The sequence below is a fragment of the Rossellomorea sedimentorum genome, from assembly GCF_046237645.1.
Classification (GTDB): domain Bacteria; phylum Bacillota; class Bacilli; order Bacillales; family Bacillaceae_B; genus Rossellomorea; species Rossellomorea sedimentorum.
Genome location: NZ_CP143546.1, coordinates 356,442 through 378,967, shown reverse-complemented (window position 1 = coordinate 378,967; position 22,526 = coordinate 356,442). Strand labels below are relative to the sequence as shown.

Below are 22,526 nucleotides of genomic sequence, written 5' to 3'. Positions count from 1 at the left end.
TATAAAGCGATTATAGTTCTTATATTGGGTGATTACGTAAGAAACACCCTATTATAAAGTGATTACAGTTCTTATATTGGGTGATTACGTAAGAAACACCCTATTATAAAGTGATTACAGTTCTTATAATGGGTGATTACGTAAGAAACACCCTATTATTAAGTGATTACAGTTCTTATATTGGGTGATTAACGTAAGAAACACCCTATTATAAAGTGATTGTAGTACCTATATTGGGCGATAACGCGCGAAACACCCTATTAGAAACTGATTAACGTATGTATAATGGACGGATTCACAGCTGTGGGTAATCCATGTTTTATCACCGACTTCAAGTGTACTATACCCCCTCTGCCTTCCTATCCTTCGACAAATACCGGGTCGTGCCTGGCACGCCCGGAACTCCGGTAACAGCAAAAAACCCCGCCGGCATCAGCACGGCAGGGTTCAAATCAGAGAATTATATTAACGTTTGTTCATTTCTTCAACTAGCAGTTTGTTGACCATCGGCGGGTTGGCTTGGCCTTTGGTCTTTTTCATGATTTGTCCCACAAGGAATCCAAGGGCACGGTCTTTACCGTTTTTGAAGTCTTCGATGGATTGCGGGTTGTCATCAAGTGTTGCTGTAACGATTTTCAGGAGTTCGCCTTCGTCAGAAATTTGGACAAGTCCTTTTTCCTTAACGATCTGCGCTGGATCTCCTCCGTTTTCAACTAGCTCTTTGAAGACTTTTTTCGCCATCTTGGAAGACAATGTGCCGTCCTGGATCAGCTTGATCATGCCTGCAAGTCCTTCCGGTGTCATCGGCAGGTCTTCAAGCTCTTTTTGCTCTGCGTTCATGTAAGCAGACACTTCACCCATCAGCCAGTTGGACGCTTGCTTGATGTCTGCTCCGGCTGCAACTGTCGCTTCAAAGTAATCGGACATTTCCTTCGTCAATGTCAATACCATTGCATCATACGCAGGAAGTCCCATATCTTCTACATAGCGCTTCTTGCGGGCATCCGGAAGCTCAGGGATTTCCGCGCGGACACGTTCTTTCCAATCTTCATCGATATGAAGCAGAACAAGGTCCGGTTCTGGGAAGTAACGGTAATCATCAGAACCCTCTTTTACACGCATAAGGAGGGTTTTGCCTGTTGCCTCATCAAAACGGCGTGTTTCCTGCTCGATGATTCCGCCTGAAAGAAGAACTTTTTCCTGGCGGATCTGCTCGTGCTCAAGGCCTTTGCGCACGAAGTTGAAGGAGTTCAAGTTCTTCAGCTCTGCTTTCGTACCGAATTTCTCCTGGCCGATCGGGCGCAGGGAAATGTTGGCGTCACAGCGAAGTGAACCTTCTTCCATTTTACAGTCGGAAACACCTGTGTATTGGATGATCGACTTTAATTTTTCAAGGTAAGCATAAGCTTCGGCCGGTGTACGAAGGTCCGGCTCAGACACTATTTCAATCAGCGGTGTGCCTTGGCGGTTGAAGTCAACGAGCGAATATCCGTCACCAGAGTGGTTCAGTTTACCCGCATCTTCTTCAAGGTGAAGACGCGTGATACCGATGCGTTTTTTATAACCGTCAACCTCAATTTCGATCCAGCCGTTTTCACCGATTGGCTTGTCAAACTGTGATATTTGGTAAGCCTTCGGGTTGTCCGGATAGAAATAGTTTTTGCGGTCAAATTTCGTATCTGTCGCGATTTCACAGTTCAGGGCCATTGCCGCTTTCATTCCGAAATCGATGGCACGTTTGTTGACGACAGGAAGAACGCCCGGATATCCTAAGTCGATGACGTTTGTATTCGTGTTTGGCTCTGCGCCGAAATGGTTCGGAGCTGGAGAGAACATTTTTGAATCCGTTTTTAGTTCAACGTGGACTTCAAGTCCGATAATCGTTTCAAAATTCATTGATTTCACCCCTTACAATTGTGGTTTTTGTTTATGGAAGTCTGTAGCCTGCTCATATGCATGTGCTACGCGGTAAATTGTGCTTTCATCAAAGTGCTTACCGATGATTTGCAGTCCAAGCGGAAGGCCTTCTTTAGAGAATCCGCATGGAACAGAGATCCCTGGAACACCTGCAAGGTTGACCGGGATGGTTAAAATATCATTCGCATACATTGTAAGCGGATCGTCAATTTGTTCCCCGATTTTAAAGGCCGGAGTAGGAGTTGTCGGTCCGATGATCACATCGTAATTTGCGAATACATCTTCAAAGTCTTTTTTAATCAGCGTACGGGCCTGCTGGGCTTTTTTATAATAAGCATCATAGTAGCCTGAGCTCAATGCAAAAGTTCCAAGCATGATACGGCGTTTCACCTCATCACCAAACCCTTCTGCACGTGTCTTCTTGTAAAGGTCCAGAAGGTTCTCAGCGTTTGGCGTACGGTAACCGTAACGGATTCCGTCAAAACGGCTCAAGTTGGATGAAGCTTCAGACGAAGCAAGGATGTAGTATGCAGCAACACCATATTTAGAGTGTGGCAGGGATACTTCATCGACAGTCGCACCCATGCTTTCAAGGACTTTCAATGCTGCCATGACAGATTGGCGTGCTTCCTCGCCGACACCTTCAGCAAGGTATTCTTTCGGCACGGCAATTCTTAAGCCTTTTACATCCCCAGTCAAAGCTGAAGCATAGTTCGGCACCTCAACGTCCGCTGACGTCGTGTCATTTGCATCCACCCCTGCAATGGCTTGTAAAAGGTAGGCATTGTCTTCAACATTGCGTGTGATCGGGCCGATCTGGTCAAGTGAAGAGGCAAATGCCACCAGACCGAAACGGGAAACGCGTCCATATGTAGGTTTTAATCCGACTGTTCCTGTAAAAGCTGCCGGCTGGCGGATTGATCCACCTGTATCGGATCCAAGAGAAAACGGGACTTCCCCCGCTGCAACAGATGCTGCTGAGCCACCTGAAGAACCGCCGGGAACTGTATCCAGATTCCATGGGTTGCTTGTCTTTTGGAACCCTGAGTTTTCATTGGAAGATCCCATTGCGAACTCATCCATGTTCAACTTTCCGATGGTTACCGTTTCAGCATCACGAAGCTTGTTCACCACTGTAGCATCATATACCGGATTAAAATTTTCAAGGATTTTACTCGCACATGTTGTACGAAGTCCTTTAGTCACGATATTGTCTTTGACTCCAATCGGCATTCCGAACAGCAAACCTTTTGCCTCGTCCGTACCGATTTTGTTATCCAATTCTTTTGCTTTTGCACGAGCATTTTCTTCATCAAGCGTCAAAAATGCTTTCACTTTGCCTTCAACCGCGTCGATTCTTTTGTAAGACTCGTCGACAAGGTCTGTTACAGATACTTCCTTCTTTTGCATTAACTCATGAAGCTCTGCTAATTTATGGTCGAATAATGACATCGAGTTTCCCTCCTATTCTAAAACAGATGGTACACGGACTTGTCCATCTTGGTGATCTGGTGCGTTTTTCAAGACTTCTTCCTGCGGCAATCCCTTTACAGGCTTATCTTCACGCATGATATTCTTCATTTCCAACACATGTGTTGTCGGGTCGATATTTTCTGTATCCAGCTCATTCAACTGCTCTGCAAAGCCGATGATGGCATCTAATTGAGTCGTGAACTTTTGTGCTTCTTCATCTGTTATCGCAAGACGGGCAAGGTGAGCCACATGCTTAACTTGATCTTCTGAAATTCTTGACATTCTCTTTCACCTCCGCAAATTTTCGAACACTAGCAATACTATTGATAATATCAAAATTTCAGCAGGAATGGCAACTAAGTGCCGCCATTTCGCTGTTATTTACAACTTTTTTTGCAAAGGGGACAGTTGCTTTAGCCATTTAACGCGCTAAGAGGGACTGTCCCTCTTAGCGCGTTAATGCGTTAAAGCTAACAACTGCTCACTTTAGAGATCTCTCATTTTATCATGATGGTCTTTTTTCTCCAAAAGTATAAGGCGGTGTTGAGTTTCTTCATTAATATAGAAGGAATTGCTTTAGTCTTGGCGAATTCCAAAGTGAGGTGATCATTATGAAAATTTTTACATATTATCAACAGGACGGAAGAGTTATTGACCGGTTCGACAGTAAGAATGCTGTCATTCACCCCCTTGTTAAATCAGAAAAGCCCTTCCAGATTGGCTGCATGTATCTAGGCCGAGGCAGCGTTCTCGGAATGCACGAGGCTAAGTGTCCGCAGTTGTTCATCGTCACGGACTGCAGCGGTTGGGTTCGGGTTGAAGGCGGAGAAAAAGTACCTGTTGAAAAGGGAACAGCTGTCTTTTGGGAAACCGGCGAAAACCATGAATCCGGCTCTGACACCGGCATGACAGCTATCGTGGCTGAAGGAGAAGAATTTGATCCCGAAAGATTTTTAGACTTAAAATAACCAAAAAAGCCTTCTGTTTAGTTCCCTAAGCAGACGGCTTTTTCTTTCCATTATTTAGTGGTAAGCTTAATTTCATCAACGAGCTTTTGAGGCGCACGGCTTCTATTTCAAGTATAGTTTATCCGGTGATTCCGCAACGCTTCTAATAGTATTTATCAAAGTAATGTTTATAAAGGCTCCTTTCTAATACTTTGTTGCTATTTATTATTAATTTCAATAGATATGGCCAGAATTCACAGAAATTATCCTGGTAACAAGAAAGAAAAGAGCTAATCACTTTGTCAGTGGGATAAGCCTTTGTACACGTGGGAAAAATCCAGCCCTTTGGATTTTTTCCGATAACAACGATCTATACCAAAACAACATATATAAAAGAAGGGATTCAATGTATAGCAAATTTTTATGGACCATTCTGATTGGTACCGGCGGGGGCCTGTTTTTCAGCTTGTTACACGTCCCCCTTGCATGGATGCTTGGTTCCATGACTGCCGTGTATGCTGCTGAGAAACTGACACCCCTTCAAGTGTACTGGCCGCCCGTTTTCCGTAACCTCGGGCTGATTATTATCGGGTATACGATTGGACAGTCTTTTTCAGAGGCTACGGTGATTGAAATCTTTCACCAGCTGCCCTGGATGATGTTTCTTACGGTTCTCCTTCTGTTATTCAGCACTATACTTGCCCTTTTGATCACCAAACTGACGGGCGTCAATTTGAAATCGACCATTACCGGGTGTATTCCCGGCGGATTGACACAGATGGTTGTTCTGGGTGAAGAGCTGGAGGATATTGATGTCACCGTCGTGACGATCATTCAGGTTGTCCGTTTGCTATCCGTCATTTTCATCGTGCCGTTCATGGCCTTCAGCCCGATTTTCCAAGGAGGCAAAGACGGAGCGGTCTCCGGGCCGGCAGCAGTGGATTTTTATCTGAGCTGGCCTCTTCTTATTCTCTCAGGGATTGCTGTGGTTTCGGCTATGCTGGCTGTTAAGCTGAAGCTTCCGACGCCAACTTTGTTAGGTCCCATTCTCGGGATCGGCATTTTATCTGTTACGGGTATAACGATTCCGCATATGCCGGACGCCGCTATCATTGCAGCGCAAATTTTCCTGGGAATTTACTTCAGTAGAATGATGAAGTTTGATGAAGGTTCAGGTTCGCTGACAAAATTTATCGGCCTGACCGCAGCGACGTCCGCTTTACTGGTCGCCTTTACCTTTGGACTGGGGGCTGTTCTTATGGCCTCTCACGACATCGCGTTCATTACTTCGTTTTTAAGCATGGCACCCGGCGGGATGGCTGAAATGGCACTTGTCGGCCAGGCGCTGCATGCCGACTTATCCATCATAACCGGATATCATCTATTCAGGATTCTGTTCATCCTTTTTGCGGTGCCCCTGATCCTTAAGTGGCTTTTCAAGCAGAAGATGTTTTCTGCAAAGTCTACAAAAGTTGATGCATGACGTTTGACTGTTGGCTTCAGCTGGCAAGCGGTCTCTGTTTCTCTCCTGGCAGTCGGGAAGAAATGGAAATGGACAAAAAAAACAGGGCGGTACACACACCGTCCTGTTTTCATTTGAACAATTTTGCGAAGAGCGATTTCTTTTTTGTTTTTGGCCGGGAAGATTTTATCGCCGGCTTGTCTTCAATGTAGATTTCTTCTTTATCGATGGCATGCCCGTAGGCGAGCACCAGTCCGATATCCGTGTTGTGCTCCTTATTCGTTACCATTGTATAGTGGATGCTGTATTTTTCTGCCAGTTTAATATACTTCGAAAGGTACGTATAGCTCATATTTCCATTCAGGTAGAGGTGAGCTTCCTTGTGTTCTTTCATTAATATTTCCACCTGTGGCAAGATGGACTTTTTTCTTACTTGCTTTTGCAAAAGGGCCAATACGATTCGTTCCCGGATCGTACCCAAAAATTTTCGGCGCTCATCCGGCTTCGTCTGCTTCTGTCCGTAAATTCCCTGCTGCAAATAATCCTCCACACCAGGCCTTTCCACGTCCTTCACCTCCACAATGTTCCTCTTGAGTTCCCTACACTATATGTCAGAGGGGTAAAAAATGCAATTACAAGGGGTTTCTCTGTACCATAAGTAATTCTTCCGTTCTGGAGATAACCTCCTCACCAATCCTCTTATACCCTTCGTCATTGGGATGAAAAAGGTCTTCCGATAAATATCGGCTTGTATCCTCTTCAAACAAGTGCTGGATGGAAATGAACGTTGTGTTAGAATACATCTCCAATAAATTTTTCGTCGCTATATTCCAGGAACTAATGATTTCATCAAACTCTTTCACCTCTGACAAGGATTCAAAAACCGGATTGAAAATACCGACAAAATATACAGGGACATCCTCATTCAGGAGACGGATGGCTGACATAATTTTTCGGAGGTCCGACTTGAAGTTCTCTTCCCCCTTGGTAAAATCACCTATCGTCAGGTCCAGGAAATTGTGGTTAAATATCGACACCAAGTCATTGCCTCCAAGAGTCATGAACAGGACATCCGCCTGTTTGATGTCGCTTTGCAGATTAGGATCTTCCAGCATTTTGATTAAATGGCGGGCTTGAGCTCCGTACACCCCATGGTTGACCAAAACGACCTCTTCATTTTTTCTCTCATAAAACATTTTTATTTGGTCTAAGTAGCCTTTAGCCTCTTCACTTCCCGTCCCAAGCGTAAGAGAATCCCCGATTCCGACAATCGCAAAGCTGTCATGACTGATTCCGCTAGGCTTAATTTCAATATCAGGCATCATATAATCGAAAGCTACTTTTTCCAAGTAGTATGTGTTGTCATCTTCAACTGATCTCCTTTCAACGACCTCTGAAAAAACGGCGGTCTCATCAACCAGGACATCCTCTTTTTGGGAGGGTGCCGGAGAACTTATAGAAGTAGGAAAAAGGCTGAATACAGCAAGCGTCACCATCATAGCAGTACTCAGGAATATGAACACCAATTTCATGCTGATACCGTCCTTTTTAGTAAATTGAATTTGACCATGGAAGCCATCATTCGACAGTAGCAGTATCGGCTTGTGCTTACCCCTTTAATACGTGTAAACGCATAAAAAAGCGCCTGCATGGGGCAGACGCCTGGTTCTCTTATAACAATGCGTTATTCTTGCTCGTTCAATTCCTCTTCAGCTTCATCGATCGCTTCGTTCGCTTCTTCCTCTACAGCCTCTTCTGTTGATTGAGCCGCATCCTCGATTTCTTCACCTGCATCTTCAGCTTCTCGCTCAAGATCGTTTACTTCTTCTTCGGCTTCATTTATGCCTTGTTCCGTTTCCTGTTCTACTTCTTCAAAGTTGTCAGAAGCCCCATCATCAGAACACCCCGCCAGGAAAAGGCCGGCTGCCATTGGAACTGCTGCTAATAAATTTCGTTTTTTCATTGTCCATTCCTCCTAGTTTTGTGCTTTAGTAAATTAATACCCGGGTTCTGATGGTTAAAACATTTCTCCATAAAGGCCTGGGGGTAAACTCAAATCTAGACACCAATAAAAAAACCGCCCATCACTGAATGATGGACGGTTTTAAAGATTGATTATTTTGTTACGTCGTTTGCTACTGCTGTATCAAATTCAGATTGAATTTCTTCGCTTGGCTGCGGGCCAACCTTAGAGAAGATCAAGATGGCAATAGTCGCAAGGATGAAACCTGGTACGATTTCATAAAGATCTGTTCCAAGTTCCGGCCAGATAACGACTGTCAAGGCTCCGACAACCATACCTGCAAGAGCACCGTTGCGGGTCATGCCTTTCCAGAACAGGGCCAACAAGATGACCGGACCGAATGCTGCTCCAAATCCTGCCCACGCATAACTTACAAGGTCGAGGATGCTGGACGCATTTTCGTTCGCAGGATTGGCTTGGAATGCAAGCAGAACAGCGACTAATGCGATAAGGATTACTCCCAGGCGTCCAACCCATACCAATTCTTTGTCAGAAGCATTCTTGCGGATGATCGCTTTGTAGAAATCCTCTGCAAGCGCACTCGAAGAAACAAGAAGCTGGGAATCGATTGTACTCATGATAGCTGAAAGGATCGCCGCTAATAGAATACCAGACACCCATGGGTTGAATAGTACGTCAGTGAATAAGATGAATACTTTTTCAGAATTATCAGCTGCATCTGTGATCAATGGCGCATCAGCGAAGTAGGCAATACCTGCAAGACCTACCAATACTGCCCCCACCATAGCAAGGATCATCCACGTCATACCGATCCAGCGTGCTTTCGGTACATCTTTAGTAGATTTTAAAGCCATAAAACGAGTGATGATGTGAGGCTGTCCAAAGTAGCCAAGTCCCCAAGCTGCCAGTGAAATGATACCAATGCCTGTCATTCCGGCAAACGCACTCATGTAATCAGGATTGATTGTATTCACCTGATCCACAGTATTTCCCCAGCCGCCTACTTCCGTGATCGCTACGATTGGAGCAACGATCAAGGCAAGGAACATCAGGATACCCTGGATGAAGTCCGTCCAGCTGACCGCAAGGAATCCTCCAAGGAAAGTGTAAGAAATGATGACAATTGCACCGATTAGAAGTGCAGTATTGTAACTCATGTCAAATGATTCCTGGAAGAGTACCGCTCCACCTACAAGCCCAGATGAAGTATAGAACGTAAAGAAGATTAAAATAACTAATGCAGAAACCACACGAAGGATGCGTGACTTGTCTTTAAAACGATTTTCAAAGAAATCTGGTACAGTGATCGAATCATTTGCTACTTCTGTATAAGAGCGTAAGCGGGAAGCAACGAACCTCCAGTTTAAGTAGGCACCTACTACTAACCCAAGTGCCAGCCAGATTGATCCAAGACCTGCAGAATAGGCATACCCCGGCAAACCTAATAAGAGCCATGAACTCATATCGGAAGCTCCGGCACTTAGTGCAGCGACTCCCGGCCCTAAACTGCGTCCTCCCAGGACATAATCAGATAAATTACTAGTTAATCTGTACGAAATAATACCAATTGCTAACATACCAACTAAATACACAATAAATGTAACTAAAGTAGCTGTTTCCATGTTTTGTCTACATTCTCCTTCCAAATTTTTAATGTTTTTTGTTATTGAAATTCTAAGATGATTTGCTGCTTTTTGCACTTTGACGCTCTTATTTACCCTATGCATCTCACTTGTAAACTTATTCATAGAGATTCCTTCGGCTGAAGGTCTTGAACAAGTTCGCCGGCCTGGATAACTTTACAACATTAACAATCGTAACATAAAACAAATCGGCTATCATTAGGAATTTTCAGAATATAATTTTATAACTGGTTATTTATGCACTATAAATGCATAAATAAATATATGAAAGCGCTTCCCTTATCATATATATTCAGAAAAATTTATAAAATTAAATTCATAAATTGTTCAAATATACCTATTGCAAACCAGGCAAAAAGGCTGACCTCTCTCCTTCAAAGTGACTATTGAATGACTTTTAATCAACTATCTTTTTACTTTTGCAACCAGCTTCCGGCATTGTTTCCACCCTGTTTTTTAGCGGGTATTGACGAAAATATTTTGCCCCACCCCGCAAAATTTATGCATTTCCCTCTCAGAAAATTTTTGGTCCGGCTTTCCGTCGGGATACCGGCAACCAGAACAAAAGAGCAAATCTTTAACTCGTTAAATCGCTAAAAGGGACAGTCCCTCTTAGTGCATTAACGTGTTAAAGAATGTATTTGTCCAAGAGCCCGGAGGTGACTATCTCCCGCGGAGACTTAGTCTCTGGCCCTAAAGCGATCCTGCGGGCTTATTCTTTTTCAAACCACAAAAAAGACCAACCCAAAAACAGGCCGGTCTTTCAAAATCATTCATAAATGTGCACAAAGGGTTCACTTTGCTGGTTCAGAACGATTAACGATTCTACTCCATCCGCCGAAGTGATTTCGATCTCCACATCCATTTCTTTGGGGAACAATTCAGCAGCAAGCTCAGCTGTATACTGCGTGAAACCGATTGTTTCCGCTTTGCCGTTGAATTGAATCGGGATGTCGATATCCAAGCTTTCGATTTGGTCGTCTTTGTAAAAAGCATAGCCGACTACGCCGACATAATTCGGAAAGTAGTTTTCAATTTTTTCTCTAAATTTATTAAAAACGTTCATATCTTCAGGGTGAGCTTTTTCAGCCTGTTCAGATGGAAAGAAGTAATGTTCTTCGTTTAAATTCTCCCAATCACTGATCGAGGCACTTCCCGCATCGACTGTGGCGTAGGCAAAATAATTTCCCGGGGTGACAGAGTCCTTGCTCGATTGTTCATAGAGGGCAATGGTGATCGGGATACCTTCAAGCTCTGGTCTTTCCCTAAGCCTGCTGATCACTTTCTGGGCAAGTTGTGTCCCTTTCTGCCGTACTTCTTCATGACTTATATCGGTCCTCCTGGTTTCACCGGTTTTCTGATCCTGATAATAGGAAACAGAATTAAGCGCCAAACCTACAGCCACACCAGCAAGCTGGATCTTGTTGCCTTCCACCTTTTCCAAATAGTTATGCTCGATCATATGGGCAAGGTAGATAGGCGTATCCTTTTCTTCACCAGGTGTGTTTTCAACAGGGTTAAGGCCGACATTTTGATCTTCCGTTAACCCTTTTTCTTTTAATTGCTCACTCGTGAATTTTCTGTTCAGCCAGGATTGAATCGTTTCTTTATCGAGAATTTGGCCTTCTTTAAACAGGTATTGGTCAGTTGAATAAGCATTTTTTGCGATTCTGGCCAATCCTGATTCAAATACCTCTATGTCATAACGGGATTGCAGGTTATTGACGACCATCCCTCGCGTATCCGTCGATTCATATGGCAGCAATGTTTTATAGTACTCATTTGAAATCTGGTAATTAGGAATGATCGCTTTTTCCGTTTGCTGATTTTCATCTTCTTCTACCACTTGTTCCTGTTTTTCAAAAGCGGGGGCACAGCCGCTCAGCATCAGAGCCGCTGCCCCTGCCGCCAACCATTTCTTCATCTGATTCCTCCACCTTTAACGGTTAAGTTCTTCAATCAGCTTCTCTTCGTCCCATATCTCTATTTGCAGTTCCTGCGCCTTGGACAGTTTTGAACCGGCATCTTCCCCGGCAATCAAAAGATCCGTTTTCTTACTGACAGATCCGGTCACTTTACCGCCAAGTTCCTCGATTTTCTGCTTAGCTTCATTTCGGCCGAGTTGTTCAAGTTTCCCAGTAAGGACAACCGTCTTGCCGGCAAAATAAGAATCGACCTCTTCCGCTTTCACAGGTTTAGGACCATTGTATTCCGTGTTGACCCCTGCCTCTTTAAGTTCGAGGATCAGTTCCATCACTTCTTCTTTTTCAAAGTATGCGACCACCGCATCTGCCATCTTGTCGCCAATTTCATTAATGGCCGTCAGCTGATCTTTTGATGCGTTGCTAAGGTTATCGATGTTCTCGAATTCCTGGGCAAGGGTTTTGGCTGCTTTAGCTCCGACATGGCGGATCCCCAAGCCGAATAATAAGCGTTCTAGGGAGTTTGACTTCGATGCTTCGATAGCGTTCAGGAGGTTATCCACCGATTTCTCGCCCATTCTTTCCAGCTGTAAGAGCTGCTCCCTTTCGAGGCGGTAGATATCGGCTACGTCCACAATCAACCCTTCTATAAACAGCTGGCTGATCACTTTTTCGCCAAGACCGTCAATATTCATCGCATTCCTGGAGACGAAGTGGATCAAGCCTTCCCTGATCTGCGCCGGACACTTAGGGTTGATACAGCGGAGGGCAACCTCTCCTTCAAGCCTCACCAGTCTGCTTCCACACTCAGGACAGTTTTCCGGCATGCGGAAATCCTGCTCATCACCGGTACGTCGCTCTTCCAGGACGTTCACGACTTCCGGTATGATGTCCCCTGCCTTTTTGACAACAACGTAATCACCGATTTTGATGTCCTTTTCCCTGATCAGGTCTTCATTATGCAGGGAAGCGCGCTGTACAGTCGTCCCAGCAACTCTGACCGGCTCAAGAATGGCGGTCGGTGTCACAACACCCGTCCGGCCGACACTCAGTTCGATGTCCTTTAGACGGGTAACAACTTCTTCAGCCGGAAATTTATAAGCAATCGCCCATCTCGGACTCTTCGCGGTGGTACCAAGCTCCTGCTGCAGTTGAAGGGAATCGACCTTGATGACGATGCCATCGATGTCATACGGAAGATTTGGACGCTTCTCGACCCATCCTTCCACGTATTGGATGACTTCATCGATATTGCTGCACTTTTTCCTCTCTCGATTGGTTTTAAAGCCAAGGTTATCTAAAAGATCAAGTCCTTCACTATGCGAGACCACACCTGTTTCGCCGACATCGGCAATGGAATACAAGTAAATATCGAGGTTCCGGGAAGCGGCAATCCGAGGGTCGAGCTGCCGTAAAGATCCGGCTGCCGCATTACGCGGATTCGCGAACGGCTCTTCTTCCTTTTCTTCCTTCGCCTTATTCAGGGCCTCGAACGAGCTTTTAGGCATGAACGCTTCGCCTCTTACCTCCATTGTGAGAGGTTCAGGGATACGGAGCGGGATCGACTTAATGGTTTTCAGGTTTGCGGTGATATCCTCACCGATCGTTCCGTCTCCCCTTGTCGCCCCCTGGCGGAAAAGGCCGTCTTCATAGCGGAGGGAGACCGCGAGCCCGTCAATTTTCAGTTCACATACGTAGGAATAGTCCTCTCCAGCCGCCTGACGGACTTTACGGTCAAAGTCCCTCAGGTCATCTTCGTTAAAAGCATTGCCAAGACTGAGCATCTGCGTTCTGTGCTGAACTTTTTCAAAAGCTTCAAGCGTATTGCCGCCCACCCTCTGTGTCGGTGAGTCGGCTGTTCTCAGTTCAGGGAACTCTGTTTCGATGGCGATCAGCTCATTCATGACACGGTCATACTCGGCATCGGGCACCGACGGCTTGTCCAGCACATGATATTCATAATTATATTGATTTAAAAGATTATGAAGTTCAGCAACTTTTTGTTCTGCGCTTTTGATATCCACTATAACAGCCCTTTCTCTTACATATTAAACTTTTTCGACAGGAGCAAACTTTGCTAATAAGCGCTTGATGCCTGTCGGGCTAGGGAACGCGATATCAAGTTCCATCCCGTCACCGCTGCCTTTAACGCTGACAACCGTGCCGGTACCCCATTTTTTATGTGCCGCTCTGTCACCGACCTGCCAAGAGATCCCTTCTCCGCCGGTTGTCGTTGGTACAGGGCGGGAAACAGGTTTCCTTCTCGCCGGCTGCTGTGTCCTTGAAGCAGCGGCTGCCCCGCCTGTGGAAAACGGGCTTCTCTTTTCAGGTTCGAAGTTATCAATGAGATCCTCCGGAATTTCTGCAATGAACCTGGAGACAGGATTCATTTTCGTCTGTCCGAATAATGTTCTCATTTGAGCATTCGTCAGGAATAACTCCTCTTCCGCCCTCGTGATGCCCACATAAGCGAGACGGCGTTCTTCCTCCATCTCTTCTTCATCCATAAGTGACCGGCTGTGCGGGAAGACGCCTTCCTCAAGCCCCATCAGGAAGACGACAGGGAATTCCAGTCCTTTCGCAGCATGCAGCGTCATTAAGATAACGGCATCCTGCGGCTGTTCATCATCGTCAAGCTTATCGATATCGGCAACCAGCGCAAGATCGGTAAGGAATGCGACCAGTGATTTATCGTCATTGCTGTCTTCAAAGCTCTTTGTAACAGATAAGAACTCGTCGATGTTTTCGAGCCTGCTTTGTGCTTCAATCGATTTTTCCGCTTTCAGCATTTCCCTATAGCCGGATTTTTCAAGAATTTCTTCTACCAGCTCTGTGACAGAAAGGTATTCCTGCATCTGGGTATAACCTTTCACAAGATCCTTGAATTCAATGACCGATTTTGTGATTTTCGGACTCAAGCCGATAAAATCAGCTTCCTCCAAGGCCTGCATCATGGACAGGTCATTCATGGCTGCGTAATTCGCGATTTTATCTAAAGAAGTCGAACCGATGCCCCGTTTTGGTACGTTGATGACACGGCGCAAGCTTATATCATCATCAGGGTTTGCGATCAACCTTAAGTAGGCCAGGATATCCTTGATCTCTTTACGGTCGTAGAACTTGACGCCTCCTACGATGCTGTATTCAATATTGGATTTTAGAAGGATTTCCTCCATTACACGGGACTGAGCATTTGTACGGTAAAGGATGGCGAAATCGGAGAATTTCCGCTTGCCGCTATCCGTCATTTCTTTGATTTTTCCGGCAACAAACTGCGCTTCCGACTGCTCGCTGTCTCCTCTGTAATAGGTGATCTTCTCACCCTGGGTATTTTCCGTCCAGAGGTTCTTCGGCTTACGGTTGGAGTTCTTCTGGATGACATCATTGGCCGCATGCAGGATTGTTTTGGTCGAGCGGTAGTTCTGCTCTAGTAAAATGACATTGGCTCTCGGATAATCTTTTTCAAAAGACAGGATATTCGCGATATCCGCTCCGCGCCAGCGGTAAATCGACTGGTCGGAGTCCCCGACGACACAAAGGTTCTGAAAGCGGGATGCCATCATTTTCACAAGCATATACTGCGCTCTATTCGTATCCTGATACTCATCCACGTGGATGTACTGAAATTTTCTTTGATAAAATTCAAGTACTTCAGGCACACGCTGGAATAATTGAATCGTCGTCATGATTAGGTCATCAAAGTCGAGGGCCTGGTTTTTGCGAAGACGCTTCTGATATTCTTCATACACATCGGAGACGACATTATCAAAATAGCTTCCGGCGTCTTTAGAAAACTCTTCAGCCGTTTTCAATTCATTTTTAGCTGATGAAATGGATCCCAGAACGGATCTTGGATCAAATTTCTTCGGGTCGATGTTTTTGTCTTTCAGGATTGACTTGATGACGGATAACTGGTCCGTGGAGTCAAGGATTGTGAAGTTTCGATTGAAACCGATGCGGTCGATGTCACGTCTTAAAATCCGGACACACATCGAGTGAAAAGTGGAAATCCAAATTTCCTCTGCTACTCCCCCCAGGATGTTTCCGATCCTGTCTTTCATTTCCCTTGCTGCTTTATTTGTAAAAGTAATCGCCAGAATGTTGTAAGGATTGACTCCCTTTTCAACCATGAGATAGGCGATACGGTGTGTCAGCACACGGGTCTTCCCCGAACCTGCACCTGCCATAATTAAGAGCGGGCCTTCTGTTGCTTTCACCGCCTCCGCCTGCTGCGGATTCATTCCATTTAATAATCGATCTGTTAAAAATTGCATTTTATTTTCCACCACCATAACGAACATTTGTTCTTATTATATCAACATTTGCTTTGTATATGAAGGGATTTACTACTGAGGATTTCCGCTCCAGGGTGCACTACTCCGCTCCAATCAACATTTGACTTTAGTAAAACAATAAACACGAGAAAAATTCCTTGTTAAATATCCTTGTGCAAGGACATAAATATATATTTATATTACTTCATTTCACTGCCTCAACAGTTTTTAAAGCCGCGCTGAGGTCATCATACAGGATATTCCCGACGACGATGACGTCTGCATATTCTGCCATTTCTTTTGCCTGTTCGGGCGTTTTGATGCCCCCGCCATAGAAGAGCGTGGAGTTTTCCAGCACCCGCGCTGTTTCGCGGACATATTCAATATCCCCGTATGTGCCGCTGTATTCCAAATAGAAGATGGGAAGGTGAAACATCTTTTCGGCCATCATCGCGTAAGCAGCTACATCTTCTTTTGTCAGATCTGTCTTGGCTCCCGTCAATTCCGCCGCTTTGCATTCACTGTTCAGTATGCAGTAGCCTTCCACCAAAATTTCATCCCAGTCCATAATCTCCCCGTACTCTTTTACCGCCTGGTGATGAAGGCCTTTCAGCCACATCGGATCGTCACTGTTCAAGACGGTCGGGATAAAATAAAAATCAAAACCCGGCGTAAGAGATTCCATATTGCTGACCTCAAGAGCGCACGGCACAGTATACCTTCTGACTCTGGCCATCAAATCGAGGACACCTTCCAGGGTGACATTATCGGTCCCTCCTATGATCACCGCATCCGTCCCGGATTCACAGATTTTCTCCAAGTCATCATCGCTGATCTCCTTGGCAGGATCGAGCTTAAATACATGGTGCCACTCTCTGACATCGTACATCCTTACATCCTCCAATTCTTTCAATTCCATTAAAACATTATACCATTCCTGCCGCCAATTAACGAGGGAGCCGTGAAGGGTGGAAGTGGTTTCTGTTTCCAATTATAAGCAGCGAAGCGTCCCTTCAACACTTTAAAGCGCTGAAAGGGACTGTCCCTTTTGCCGCGTTAATACGTTACCACACTAAGAGGGACTGTCCCTCTTAGTGTGGTAACGCGGTAAAGTGACACAACAAAAGAAGGACTGCCTGAGCTGTGTCGCTTGTGGCAGTCCTTCTGATTTCACCGCACTAATGACTCTCGGCGGTACAATATATTATTCTTCTTCTTTTCTATCCCCTACGCGGTCCAATACCATTTGGTAGGCGTCGTTTCCATAGTTGAGGCAGCGTTTCACACGGGAAATCGTTGCTGTGCTGGCACCGGTTTCCGCTTCGATTTTATGGTATGTTTTACCTTCTTCAAGCATTCTTGCAACTTCCAGACGCTGTGCCAGTGACTGAATTTCGTTGATCGTCGCAAGGTCATCAAAGAAACGATAGCACTCATCGATATCTTGCAGGGACAAAATCGCATTGAAAAGCTGGTCCAATTCTTTACCTTTAATTTTATTGATTTGCATGATCATTTCTCCTTCTATTCAATTATTGTATTGTAACGGATTCTGCTAACCCTGGATTTTCAGGTATGATATTGATCCATGTTTTTCCCGGGACGAAACGGGCATCCCCGGCCGGCACAATTCTTCCGTCTTTGTTTTCCCATTGTACTTTTAACAATTTGCCGTGCTGAAGCAGGTAGGCATTCCCTCCAGATGCAAGGTCAATTTCCCTGCGTCCTGCGTCATCGACAACTTCATGCTTTGCTTCCACAATAAAGATGTTATCCAATAGGACCGGCTCATCTGTATCATAATCTGTCAAAGGTTCTCCTGCAGATATTCTGCTGTATTTCTCTGTTCCCTGATTATACTCATATACCGGGGAAAAGGAAGGATGATCGTAGTAAGACACTTCAACTGAAGCTGCGTCTTCCCCAGATACTTCTTCAGATTTTACAAAGTCCAGCGGTGCCGGAGGGATATCCATTTCAGCACCGACCTTCTCGGCCCCTCTTTTGATATTCTCAAATGAGATATAGGAATTATGAGGCGCCACACGGAAATCCGCCCGCTGGAATAAGGATCCGTCATACTCCATGCCATTGATATTGTCGACAGTCCCTCCTGTCAGCAACCGCTTGGCCTCCGGACTGTATCCGTGAGCTACGAAAAAACTGTCGTATCCTTGTCCTAATTCAATGAAATAGTCACGCGCACTTCTGACCGGTCCCACTTTCTCAGGCTGTTCACTTTGGAACAAGGCGATAAACCGTGTCACATTCCCTTCGGCCAGCACCTCATAGACAATATCCGCTTTATCAAGTCCTGACTGCGGGCGTGCTTTAGGGTGGTTGTTGACAACCACCGCCACCGCCCTCTGATCAGCTTCTTCTTCTGTGCCAATCCCGGTCAGCGGAAATTGATAAGGCGATTCCGCCGCTTCTTCATTTGTATCCTGCTTGGCAGCATCGCTTTGTTCCGTATTATTTTCTGCCGTGTTATCATTAGTTTCAGTTGCTTCGTTATCAGAACTGCATGCTGTCAGCAGTAAAGCGGTCATGGCCGCTATCGCAGTTTTTTTCCACATCTAAACATTACACCCCTAAACCAAACGTATTCCTTACTTTAATATTTTAACGCATTATCGTGGGAAAGAGTACCGTTTTCTTCATAACATCATAGATTCCCCGCTGTGTAACCCGGATGTATGGCAGATGTGTTGACTGCAGAAATAAAAGTGTGTAAACAGGATCATTGAAAGAGTACCCTCTTTCAAATAAAAGGTCCTTCATTTTTCTCTCTTCATCAATCAATACTTCCATCCTGCTTTCCGACATGATTCCTCCGACGGTCAGCGGAATCTCATGAAGAATCTCCTGGTTTTCACTCAACACAATTCCTCCGCCGGCTTCCTTCATCCTGTTAAAAGCATGCATCATATCCCTTTTATCTTTTCCAATTACAATGATATCGCCTGTATTTGAAAACGAAGATGCGAACCCTTTCACATGGGTGGCAAAACCTTTCAGCATTGTGCTGATCCGCCATTTGCCCTTTCTGTCAATCAACATCAGGAAGCATTCATCATGACTCTCGGACAGGGTTGTTTCTGAAGCGTCAATTCCTACTGAATAAGGCTTCGTAATGACTTCATTGACCATCTGTATTCCGAACGGCATGGAGAACTGCAGATCATCATAGGTTAAGTCCCATTGAAGTTTCAACGGCTCCAGCCCAAACTTTTTCCAGTCAGGCGGCGGCACATCCGCCGGCTTCCCTTGAAAGTCCTTCACCCATTCTCCTTTTGACAAGACCGCAGCAGGTGTCGGCTGCTCTTTGCTGTTCAAAAAATTGATATTTGCGACCCTGCCGGCGGCAATCATTCCATGATGATGGGAAATCCGGTAATGCCGGGCAACATTGTAGCTCGCCATATGATAAGCCTCAATCAGAGGGATGCCGCTTTCAATGGCCTTAGAGATCAGATCATCGAGTACACCTTTTTCATAAAAGCCAGGGGTCGAACCGTCAGTTGTGAGCATCATCTCACTATAATTTTCTATTTCATATTCCTTTAACTCTGTCAGAAGATTATCAAGGTCAGGTCTAATGGACGAATTCCTTAATGTTACAGCCAAGCCTTGCATCAATCTCATGTATACATCTTTTCCGGTCATGGCTTCATGGTCGCCGTCAATCCCCAGCAGCGCCAGTTTGCACAGTGTTTTTTCCGAAGCACCTGGCAGGTGACCTTCCAAAACCTTATTCATCCTCTTGGCTTCCTGCATCAAATGAAGAATCATATCATCTCCGTCCAGCAGTCTTGGCCAGGAGGTCAATTCTCCTCCCTGCACGACATCCTCATGGCTGAGCCAGGACTTCACTTCATTATGGGAAAAGACGGTCTCTTCCCTCTGCATTTCAGTCTGCGAATCGAACCGTGCCCACCAGAACATTGAAAAAGGCAGTTTCTTCATTTCATCCAATAAAGAAAACGCTTTCTTTTTGTTCATCAATAAAAACAGCATAAGGTTGTCATTGATGAAAGTCGTGGTTCCGGTCTGAGATGCATAATGGGCAAAAGAATGGGGATTATAAAGTTGAAACGGGTGCACATGAGGTTCTATATAGCCAGGGACCAGGTAGTGTTGACTGCAATCCGTCACTTCACACCCATCAAGATTCTCAGGGAGTTGATCCCCACAGTATATGATTCGGTCCTGATATATCCAAATGTGGGAAGTGACCCACTTCTTCAAGACTGAGTGCAGATATACTGCATTTTTCAAAATTTTTGTCGGCTTCAAGTCGCCGTTGATAACATCTATATGTTCACGCAGCTGCTTGTTTTTCCATCTGTATCGTTGTACCAATTATGAACACTCCTCTATGTAGAGACTTCAATCATTCTTTGGTAATCAGCTTAAAAGTTATTAATTATTAATGTTATCACAGATTGGACTTTAACGCATTAAAGTTTTACAGAAAGAGTGTGGAAAAATTGTAAGGAGGAAATTACATGAAGGTTACACAAAACATCGGCATTGTTAATGCCCTGATCAGAATTACGGTAGGATTTACCGTCCTTTCTTGGGCTACAGCAAAACTGGTCAAAATGCCTTGGAGAGACTCATACTTATGGATGGCGCTGCTTGGGGGAATGAAAGTCGGAGAAGGAATCCTCCGCTTCTGCCCGATCACTGCCATGTTTGAAAACCAGGATTCAGCAGCAAACGGACCAAAAGAAGGTAAAAGCATGCTGAACCTCGCCTCGCTGTTAAAAGGAAACAACAGCGGCGGTTCCAATCAGAAAACAGCAGACATCGACAGCGATGAACAACCAAAAGATCTGCCGGACCTGCCTTATAACCCGTCGTAAACCGAGGCGCTTTAACGCACTACCGTACTAAGAGGGACAGTCCCTCTCAGTACGGTAACGCGGTACCGCGCTATAGGGGACTGTCCCTCTTAGCGCTTTAAAGCGGTAAATCAGGCAGCAATAAATTGAAAACAGGGTGTCCATTCCGGGCACCCTGTTGTTCCAAATTAATATATTGGAGTGATTAATATGTTTTGGGAATATGTTCTTGATATGTCTTATGTTCTTGTATCTGTTATCGGCGGAATCATCGCCATCCTTTATGTGTTTATTCGGAAAGGACGGAAGAAGCGCGTTCGATAGCCCGGCGCCCGATATCCTTCCGGTAAAACAGGCCTTCGATATCCAAATGGCGGATTTCACTGTACACTTTGTCCAGCGCTTTCTCCAACTCTTGCTGTTTTGAAGCAACGAGCAGGACCCGTCCCCCGTTGGAAACCAGGCGGCCATCGTCATCAAGAGTGGTTCCTGCATGATATACAAGCGTATCTCCCTGCAAGTTCTCAAGTCCTTTAATAGGAACGGATTTCTTATAAGTTTCCGGATACCCTTCCGCCGCAAGTACGACACCCGCAACGCTTTGCTCATCCCAGTTCAGAGAAACCTCATCGCCTTCGCAAAGGCTGTATAGAACTTTTCCAAGGTCTGACTGGAGCCTAGGCAGGACCACCTGCGTTTCAGGGTCGCCAAAGCGGGCGTTGAATTCAATTACCTTAGGGCCTTGAGCTGTTAAAATTAATCCAGCATAAAGGACACCCTTAAAGGATCTTCCTTCTGCCATCATCGCTTGCGCCGTCGGGAGTAAAACAGTCCGGACCGCTTCGCTGATGACCTCCACGCCTATATGAGGAACCGGTGAATAAGCGCCCATCCCGCCTGTATTCGGCCCCTGATCGCAATCAAAAGCCCGCTTATGGTCTTGAGCCGCTTCCATCGGATACACATTAATACCATCGACTAATGCCATCAATGAAAATTCTTCTCCTTCTAAAAATTCTTCAATGACAACCTTTGCCGACGCCTCCCCAAACTTTTCCTGAAGAAGCATGTCTTCAAGTGCAGTTAAGGCCTCTTCTACTGTCTGGGCAACCACCACGCCTTTTCCGGCAGCCAAGCCATCCGCTTTTATGACAATCGGTGCTCCCATCTTCAGGACGTATTCCTTGGCGCTTTCAAAATCGGTGAACGTCTCGTAGGCAGCTGTCGGAATGCTGTACTTTTTCATCAACTCTTTGGCAAATGACTTGCTTCCTTCAATAACGGCCGCTTGCTTGTCAGGTCCGAATACTCGCAGCCCGGCTTCAGTGAACGCGTCGACAATCCCGCCCAAAAGCGGTATCTCCGGGCCCACTACCGTCAAGTCCACTTCGTTTCCTTTTGCAAACTTGATCAATGCATCAAAATCCATTTCCTCAATATCTATTGTATGTACCACTTCTGCTATTCCGGCATTTCCAGGAGCACAGTAAACTTTGTCAACGCTCAAGCTTTTTTGCAAAGCATCGCAAAGTGCATGCTCTCTTCCGCCGCGCCCGATCACAAGTACGTTCATTTTGACACCCCTTTTTTATGGAAAAAATGCATGGCTGCACCCTTTTAATATTTTGTAAGATGGATTGGCAGGCGTCTTAGTGTCGAAAATTGTTGGTTGGTCGATAAATCGGGATAATCGCTGATAAAACGCCATAATCGCCGATAAATCCGAATAACCGCTGATAAATCGAAGCCAGTGGAGGCCGCTTGAAAGGAAACCACTCACCACTGGCCGTCAAATCAGCAAATTGGTTGATATTCGACACGGAGCCGCCGTTATTTGACAGACAGCGGTCGATATCCGACACAATTACGCCAATTAGCCGATTACTTCCCGGAATGGAAGCTGTCTCCGGCCGACCACTCCTACCTGCAGGGCGATTTCCGGCACAAGACCGTCGTTATTCGACAGACACCGATCGATTTCCAACAAAGAACGGCCGTTACCCGGTAAACACCAGTCAAGCAAGATCCGCACCATCGCGGCCCTTCCCACACCACGG

Annotated in this window: 20 protein-coding genes; 4 read left to right on the top strand and 16 right to left on the bottom strand. The window is 45.4% G+C overall.

All coding sequences use genetic code 11. The features are described from left to right. Positions 1–465: 465 nt before the first annotated feature. Genes gatB through gatC form a run of 3 tightly spaced genes read right to left on the bottom strand, consistent with a single transcriptional unit; the run spans position 466 to position 3,672 of the window. On the bottom strand, positions 466–1,896 hold the full coding sequence (gene gatB / locus V1502_RS01965) for an Asp-tRNA(Asn)/Glu-tRNA(Gln) amidotransferase subunit GatB (RefSeq protein ID WP_409252716.1): 1,431 nt from the start codon (positions 1,894–1,896) through the stop codon (positions 466–468). 12 nt (positions 1,897–1,908) lie between these two features. Then, positions 1,909–3,369: an Asp-tRNA(Asn)/Glu-tRNA(Gln) amidotransferase subunit GatA gene (gene gatA, locus V1502_RS01960; protein WP_409252715.1), complete on the bottom strand. Its 1,461-nt coding sequence runs from the start codon at positions 3,367–3,369 to the stop codon at positions 1,909–1,911. A gap of 12 nt (positions 3,370–3,381) precedes the next feature. After that, positions 3,382–3,672, bottom strand: coding sequence for an Asp-tRNA(Asn)/Glu-tRNA(Gln) amidotransferase subunit GatC (gene gatC / locus V1502_RS01955; RefSeq protein WP_409252714.1), 291 nt, complete (start codon positions 3,670–3,672; stop codon positions 3,382–3,384). A gap of 329 nt (positions 3,673–4,001) precedes the next feature. Here gatC and V1502_RS01950 point away from each other — a divergent pair, with 329 nt between their 5' ends. Both V1502_RS01950 and V1502_RS01945 read left to right on the top strand, forming a co-directional pair. After that, positions 4,002–4,358 carry a cupin domain-containing protein gene (locus V1502_RS01950; RefSeq protein ID WP_409252713.1) on the top strand — a complete coding sequence of 119 codons (357 nt, stop codon included), beginning with the start codon at positions 4,002–4,004 and terminating at the stop codon, positions 4,356–4,358. A 385-nt stretch (positions 4,359–4,743) separates the two neighbouring features. Beyond that, positions 4,744–5,820: an AbrB family transcriptional regulator gene (locus V1502_RS01945; protein WP_409252712.1), complete on the top strand. Its 1,077-nt coding sequence runs from the start codon at positions 4,744–4,746 to the stop codon at positions 5,818–5,820. Between the two features lie 109 nt (positions 5,821–5,929). On the opposite strand, the gene V1502_RS01940 is transcribed toward V1502_RS01945, so the two are convergent. The 11 genes from V1502_RS01940 to V1502_RS01890 all read right to left on the bottom strand — a co-directional run bounded on the left by V1502_RS01940 (position 5,930) and on the right by V1502_RS01890 (position 19,984). Then, a complete protein-coding gene (locus V1502_RS01940) occupies positions 5,930–6,379 on the bottom strand; it encodes a YueI family protein (protein WP_409252711.1) in 450 nt (149 codons plus the stop codon). A gap of 52 nt (positions 6,380–6,431) precedes the next feature. Further along, the gene (locus V1502_RS01935; protein WP_409252710.1) at positions 6,432–7,331 is read right to left on the bottom strand and encodes a GDSL-type esterase/lipase family protein; all 900 of its coding nucleotides are present in this window, start codon (positions 7,329–7,331) and stop codon (positions 6,432–6,434) included. A gap of 152 nt (positions 7,332–7,483) precedes the next feature. After that, on the bottom strand, positions 7,484–7,762 hold the full coding sequence (locus V1502_RS01930; RefSeq protein WP_409252709.1) for a hypothetical protein: 279 nt from the start codon (positions 7,760–7,762) through the stop codon (positions 7,484–7,486). 152 nt (positions 7,763–7,914) lie between these two features. Next, positions 7,915–9,405: a sodium/proline symporter PutP gene (gene putP, locus V1502_RS01925; RefSeq protein ID WP_409252708.1), complete on the bottom strand. Its 1,491-nt coding sequence runs from the start codon at positions 9,403–9,405 to the stop codon at positions 7,915–7,917. 790 nt (positions 9,406–10,195) lie between these two features. Next, on the bottom strand, positions 10,196–11,350 hold the full coding sequence (locus tag V1502_RS01920) for a CamS family sex pheromone protein (protein WP_409252707.1): 1,155 nt from the start codon (positions 11,348–11,350) through the stop codon (positions 10,196–10,198). Between the two features lie 15 nt (positions 11,351–11,365). Then, positions 11,366–13,372, bottom strand: coding sequence for an NAD-dependent DNA ligase LigA (ligA, locus tag V1502_RS01915; RefSeq protein ID WP_409252706.1), 2,007 nt, complete (start codon positions 13,370–13,372; stop codon positions 11,366–11,368). 24 nt (positions 13,373–13,396) lie between these two features. Next, on the bottom strand, positions 13,397–15,622 hold the full coding sequence (pcrA, locus tag V1502_RS01910; RefSeq protein ID WP_409252705.1) for a DNA helicase PcrA: 2,226 nt from the start codon (positions 15,620–15,622) through the stop codon (positions 13,397–13,399). A 205-nt stretch (positions 15,623–15,827) separates the two neighbouring features. After that, a complete protein-coding gene (locus V1502_RS01905) occupies positions 15,828–16,511 on the bottom strand; it encodes a heptaprenylglyceryl phosphate synthase (protein ID WP_409252704.1) in 684 nt (227 codons plus the stop codon). A gap of 315 nt (positions 16,512–16,826) precedes the next feature. Next, positions 16,827–17,132 (bottom strand): YerC/YecD family TrpR-related protein, encoded by a 306-nt coding sequence (locus tag V1502_RS01900; RefSeq protein WP_409252703.1) that lies wholly within the window; start codon positions 17,130–17,132, stop codon positions 16,827–16,829. 22 nt (positions 17,133–17,154) lie between these two features. After that, positions 17,155–18,198 (bottom strand): DUF3048 domain-containing protein, encoded by a 1,044-nt coding sequence (locus V1502_RS01895; RefSeq protein ID WP_409252702.1) that lies wholly within the window; start codon positions 18,196–18,198, stop codon positions 17,155–17,157. Between the two features lie 46 nt (positions 18,199–18,244). Continuing rightward, entirely contained in the window at positions 18,245–19,984 is a 1,740-nt protein-coding gene (locus V1502_RS01890; protein WP_409252701.1) for an adenine deaminase C-terminal domain-containing protein, read from the bottom strand. A 146-nt stretch (positions 19,985–20,130) separates the two neighbouring features. Here V1502_RS01890 and V1502_RS01885 point away from each other — a divergent pair, with 146 nt between their 5' ends. Next, positions 20,131–20,490, top strand: coding sequence for a DUF2892 domain-containing protein (locus V1502_RS01885; protein ID WP_409252700.1), 360 nt, complete (start codon positions 20,131–20,133; stop codon positions 20,488–20,490). Between the two features lie 189 nt (positions 20,491–20,679). Further along, positions 20,680–20,793: an EYxxD motif small membrane protein gene (locus V1502_RS01880; protein WP_409252699.1), complete on the top strand. Its 114-nt coding sequence runs from the start codon at positions 20,680–20,682 to the stop codon at positions 20,791–20,793. On the opposite strand, the gene purD is transcribed toward V1502_RS01880, so the two are convergent. Both purD and V1502_RS01870 read right to left on the bottom strand, forming a co-directional pair. After that, entirely contained in the window at positions 20,759–22,042 is a 1,284-nt protein-coding gene (purD, locus tag V1502_RS01875) for a phosphoribosylamine--glycine ligase (RefSeq protein WP_409252698.1), read from the bottom strand. The two genes, V1502_RS01880 and purD, sit on opposite strands and share 35 nt — an antisense overlap. 300 nt (positions 22,043–22,342) lie before the next feature. Continuing rightward, complete coding sequence (locus tag V1502_RS01870; RefSeq protein WP_409252697.1) at positions 22,343–22,504, bottom strand: hypothetical protein; 162 nt, start codon at positions 22,502–22,504, stop codon at positions 22,343–22,345. Positions 22,505–22,526 lie beyond the last annotated feature (22 nt).

What these genes read in the sequence shown, in the direction of transcription:
- V1502_RS01905 (WP_409252704.1), bottom strand. Translation starts at nt 16,511, where the DNA reads ATGTACGATGTCAGAGAGTGGCACCATGTATTTAAGCTCGATCCTGCC.
- V1502_RS01870 (WP_409252697.1), bottom strand. Translation starts at nt 22,504, where the DNA reads ATGGTGCGGATCTTGCTTGACTGGTGTTTACCGGGTAACGGCCGTTCT.
- pcrA (WP_409252705.1), bottom strand. Translation starts at nt 15,622, where the DNA reads ATGCAATTTTTAACAGATCGATTATTAAATGGAATGAATCCGCAGCAG.
- V1502_RS01930 (WP_409252709.1), bottom strand. Translation starts at nt 7,762, where the DNA reads ATGAAAAAACGAAATTTATTAGCAGCAGTTCCAATGGCAGCCGGCCTT.
- V1502_RS01920 (WP_409252707.1), bottom strand. Translation starts at nt 11,350, where the DNA reads ATGAAGAAATGGTTGGCGGCAGGGGCAGCGGCTCTGATGCTGAGCGGC.
- V1502_RS01900 (WP_409252703.1), bottom strand. Translation starts at nt 17,132, where the DNA reads ATGCAAATCAATAAAATTAAAGGTAAAGAATTGGACCAGCTTTTCAAT.
- V1502_RS01880 (WP_409252699.1), top strand. Translation starts at nt 20,680, where the DNA reads ATGTTTTGGGAATATGTTCTTGATATGTCTTATGTTCTTGTATCTGTT.
- V1502_RS01895 (WP_409252702.1), bottom strand. Translation starts at nt 18,198, where the DNA reads ATGTGGAAAAAAACTGCGATAGCGGCCATGACCGCTTTACTGCTGACA.
- V1502_RS01885 (WP_409252700.1), top strand. Translation starts at nt 20,131, where the DNA reads ATGAAGGTTACACAAAACATCGGCATTGTTAATGCCCTGATCAGAATT.
- purD (WP_409252698.1), bottom strand. Translation starts at nt 22,042, where the DNA reads ATGAACGTACTTGTGATCGGGCGCGGCGGAAGAGAGCATGCACTTTGC.
- V1502_RS01950 (WP_409252713.1), top strand. Translation starts at nt 4,002, where the DNA reads ATGAAAATTTTTACATATTATCAACAGGACGGAAGAGTTATTGACCGG.
- V1502_RS01945 (WP_409252712.1), top strand. Translation starts at nt 4,744, where the DNA reads ATGTATAGCAAATTTTTATGGACCATTCTGATTGGTACCGGCGGGGGC.
- gatA (WP_409252715.1), bottom strand. Translation starts at nt 3,369, where the DNA reads ATGTCATTATTCGACCATAAATTAGCAGAGCTTCATGAGTTAATGCAA.
- putP (WP_409252708.1), bottom strand. Translation starts at nt 9,405, where the DNA reads ATGGAAACAGCTACTTTAGTTACATTTATTGTGTATTTAGTTGGTATG.
- gatC (WP_409252714.1), bottom strand. Translation starts at nt 3,672, where the DNA reads ATGTCAAGAATTTCAGAAGATCAAGTTAAGCATGTGGCTCACCTTGCC.
- gatB (WP_409252716.1), bottom strand. Translation starts at nt 1,896, where the DNA reads ATGAATTTTGAAACGATTATCGGACTTGAAGTCCACGTTGAACTAAAA.
- V1502_RS01935 (WP_409252710.1), bottom strand. Translation starts at nt 7,331, where the DNA reads ATGAAATTGGTGTTCATATTCCTGAGTACTGCTATGATGGTGACGCTT.